1 protein-coding gene and 1 pseudogene are annotated in these 1,639 nt (G+C 65.0%); both read right to left on the reverse strand.

Annotated features, from left to right (window positions below):
• Window positions 1-131: 131 nt before the first annotated feature.
• Window positions 132-860, reverse strand: coding sequence for an IS21-like element helper ATPase IstB (istB, locus tag OCH239_RS21315; protein ID WP_037267494.1), 729 nt, complete (start codon window positions 858-860; stop codon window positions 132-134).
• Window positions 793-1,639 (reverse strand): annotated as a pseudogene (locus OCH239_RS21320) (Mu transposase domain-containing protein); the annotation flags it as partial. The gene istB and the pseudogene OCH239_RS21320, both read right to left, overlap by 68 nt.

The following is a 1,639-nucleotide window of genomic DNA, read 5'->3' on the forward strand; positions in this document are numbered from 1 at the left end:
TGTCAATCGGCGTCCAATTCTGACCCCCTATCGGCGTCGAAGATTGCCCCCTCTGAGCGCACCGGAAGCTGGCCCGATGCGGTGTAGCCTTCATACAGCGCAACCGGATCGGGCCAGCGATTATTTGAGGCTCAGGCTCGCGTCTTGAAGCGCCAGCTCTCATTGCCGGTCTCGACGATGTCGCAATGGTGGGTGAGCCGGTCGAGGAGCGCGGTGGTCATTTTGGCATCGCCGAAGACGCTCGGCCATTCACCGAAGTCGAGGTTTGTCGACACCAGGATCGAGGTGCGCTCGTAGAGGCGGCAGATCAGGTGGAAGAGCAACTGCCCGCCGGTCTGAGCGAACGGTAGGTATCCGAGTTCATCGAGGATGACGAAGTCGAGCCGGCAAAGCAGATCGGCAGTGCGGCCCTGACGATCTACGCGCGCTTCGACGTCGAGCTTGTTGACGAGGTCGACGACGTTGAAGAAGCGGCCGCGCTTTCCGCTTCGGATGCAGGCTCGGGCGATGCCGACGGCGAGGTGCGACTTGCCGGTGCCGGTCCCGCCGATCAGCACGACGTTGCGCTGCTGCTCAAGGAAGTCTCCGCCCGCGAGGTCGCGGACCAGGGTCTCATTTACCGGCGTCTCCTCGAAGTCGAACTCGTCGATCTCCTTGGCCAGCGGCAGCTTGGCGATGGTCATCTGGTATTTGATCGAACGAGCCTGCTTCTCGCTGATCTCGGCCTTCAGAAGGTCGCCGACGATTTTCTGCGGCTCGTGCTGCCGCTTCACGGCGGTGGCGATGATCTCGTCATACGCCGCCTTCATCCCGTAGAGCTTGAGCTGGCCCATCACGTCCAGCACCTGCGATCTTTCCATGATCCGGTCTCCTGAGGCTGTCGTAGCGTCTGCAATCGGCGACCGGCTCGCAGCTCAGGCGCAGTGCGTCCGGCGTCGCGATGGTTAGCGGCGGCCCGGGCTCCCGGCGGCGGGCGAGGATGTTCAAGACGACCGCGGATGAGTGAACGCCCTCGCTCAAAGCCTCGGCGCAGGCCGCGTCTACCGCGTCCAGGCCGTCGGTCAGTATCGCGCTCAGGATCTCGACCATCTGGCGGTCGCCGTTGGGCACCCGGCCGAGCTTGCGCTGCACGCGCCGCATCGCCGTCGGCAATTCCCAGTCCTTGAACGGAGCGCCATTCCGCAGCGCGCCCGGCTTGCGGGCGAGCACAGGCACGTAATGCAGCGGGTCGTAGATGTCCTTGCCGCGACCGAAGGCCCGGTCGTGCTCGCCGACGATCTTGCCGTCCTGCCAGAACTCGATCCGTTCGGCGTAGGCGCGAACCTCGACAGCCCGGCCGACGGCGCGGGCGTCGACCGAGTAGCGCGTTCGTCGGGCAAAAGGTCCCCCGGACCTTTTGCTGAACCTCCTCACTATCGAACCGCACGAGACAGGGTGAAGGGCGTCCCGGAATTGGTCCGGGGGACCAATTCAGCCCTGAACGGGCGGAGCCCCGGACTTCGAGACCGAGGCGGGAACCGCGTGGAAGCCATCGAACCGCCCGGCATAGGGCACCAGGCGCGGTCGCTCTTCCTCGAACACCTCCCAGGTCTTCCGGTCGCGCATCTCCGGATGTGGGTGCGACTTCGCCCAGGCGACG

The sequence above is a fragment of the Roseivivax halodurans JCM 10272 genome (assembly GCF_000521785.1).
Classification (GTDB): Bacteria; Pseudomonadota; Alphaproteobacteria; order Rhodobacterales; family Rhodobacteraceae; genus Roseivivax; species Roseivivax halodurans.